This window comes from Bifidobacterium erythrocebi, assembly GCF_012932675.1.
Classification (GTDB): domain Bacteria; phylum Actinomycetota; class Actinomycetes; order Actinomycetales; family Bifidobacteriaceae; genus Bifidobacterium; species Bifidobacterium erythrocebi.
The window spans coordinates 1-1,615 of record NZ_JAAIIF010000016.1 but is presented as its reverse complement, the minus strand read 5'-3'; the positions used below and the strand labels follow the sequence as shown (position 1 = coordinate 1,615).

General features: G+C 57.0%; 1 protein-coding gene. It reads left to right on the top strand.

The features are described from left to right. The first annotated feature begins 410 nt into the window (after window positions 1-410). Window positions 411-1,325 carry a hypothetical protein gene (locus G1C98_RS08230; protein WP_169080746.1) on the top strand — a complete coding sequence of 305 codons (915 nt, stop codon included), beginning with the start codon at window positions 411-413 and terminating at the stop codon, window positions 1,323-1,325. The last annotated feature ends 290 nt before the right edge of the window (window positions 1,326-1,615 follow it).

Sequence of the window (1,615 nt, the reverse complement as noted above, 5' to 3'; positions counted from 1 at the left end):
GCATGGTTGTCTCTGCGACGGTTGCCTTTGCGGCCGGGGATTACTGTGACCGGAGTGACAACAACACGAGGTGATCGTGACCGCAACTGTGACCAGGGTGACAGATTCCGTCACTCCAGTCACAGTTTCCGTAATACAGTCACAGTTTCCGTAATCCCGTCACAGTTTCTGCAATCCCGTCACAGTTATCGCCCGCAGCTCCAGGCACACAGCCGTTCGCTTCCGCCTATTCCGCACCCTCACCGCGTGTCGACCACAACCCCCGATTCGAGTGGATAATCGCAGTCCAATCCCTCTACGGTAAATCCATGACTATGCGCCTACACATCAAGCACCAAGTACGCCAAGCCCACCAAGCACGCCAATGCTACACACCTCACTCAAATACCGAACGCGTCACCGTACGCCGAATGGTAGAGAGCTGCGAACTCGTCGCCCCTCACCGCGGCATGTATGCGGACCCCGAATATTGGAGCATGCTCGACCACATCGGCAAAGTGCAGCACATCAGCAGCACGTTATGCCGCGAAAAGCCCGAAACCATCATCGCCGGCATCTCGGCAGCCGCAGTTTGGGGATTTGACCATTCCGCGTACCTTCATAAGGACGGCGTCATCACCATCGCAAAGCCATACGGCAATCCCAGCCGAACCATGCATTCGCAGCTGCGCCGCATCTATCTTCCTGCACGGCACATGAACCACATCACCACACACAACAACACGCAGGTCACCGATCCTACGCGCACGCTCTTCGACTGCGGGCGAATGGAAAAGTTCCGCGACGCATTCCCCGTATTTGAATCGGCGGTTCGGCAAAATTCTGTTGATAGTACTGCGTTTCTGGATTATTGCAGTCGAGCCTATGTTGGGCGCAACCGGCATTTGCCGGCATTCGTCATGAGCAAGGCGCGAGGATTGAGCGAGAACGGCGGTGAGGCGTTTGCTCTGGCCGTCATCTTTGAGTTTGGCTTCCCATGGCCGGAGCAGCAGGTGGAATTCTCGTGCATAGAGCCGGACGGCACGCGGAAGGTGAAACGCGTGGATTTCGCATGGTATATGCCGGACGGGCGGATTATTGTCGGTGAACTGGATGGTCAGCAAAAGTACGTGGATCCCAGCATGACAGGCGGACGCACGATTTCCGAAATCGTTGAGGATGAACGTGAGCGATCGCAGATGTTGTATCGATGCGGTGTCAGCACCGTCGTTCGTTTTACTTTCGATGACGTGGTCAGGCGCACGCCGCTGGAACGGAAGCTGCGCGAGGCCGGGGTTCCTTGTGGTGCGCCGCCTGTATTGCCGCAGCCGCATGGACACCGATGACAGCAAGGCGGCAGCGACATGTGGGGCGGGCGGTAGACGGTATGCGGGGTATGCGGGGCAGTCGGGGCAAACGGGGCAAACGGGGCAACAACTGTGACTGGAGTGACAACAACACGAGGTGATCGTGACAACAACTGTGACTGCGGTGACGGATTCCGTTACGCCAGTCACAGTTGTTGTCACTGAGTCACGGTTATCGCTTTTGCGCCATGGTTATTGTCATCGCGTCGCAGTCATTGCGATTTCACCGGCCTGACTGGATGTAATGGACGTGCCCCGTAATGGACGTG

Excerpts from the sequence above, each read along its gene's own strand:
- G1C98_RS08230 (WP_169080746.1), top strand. The coding sequence starts at position 411 with ATGGTAGAGAGCTGCGAACTCGTCGCCCCTCACCGCGGCATGTATGCG.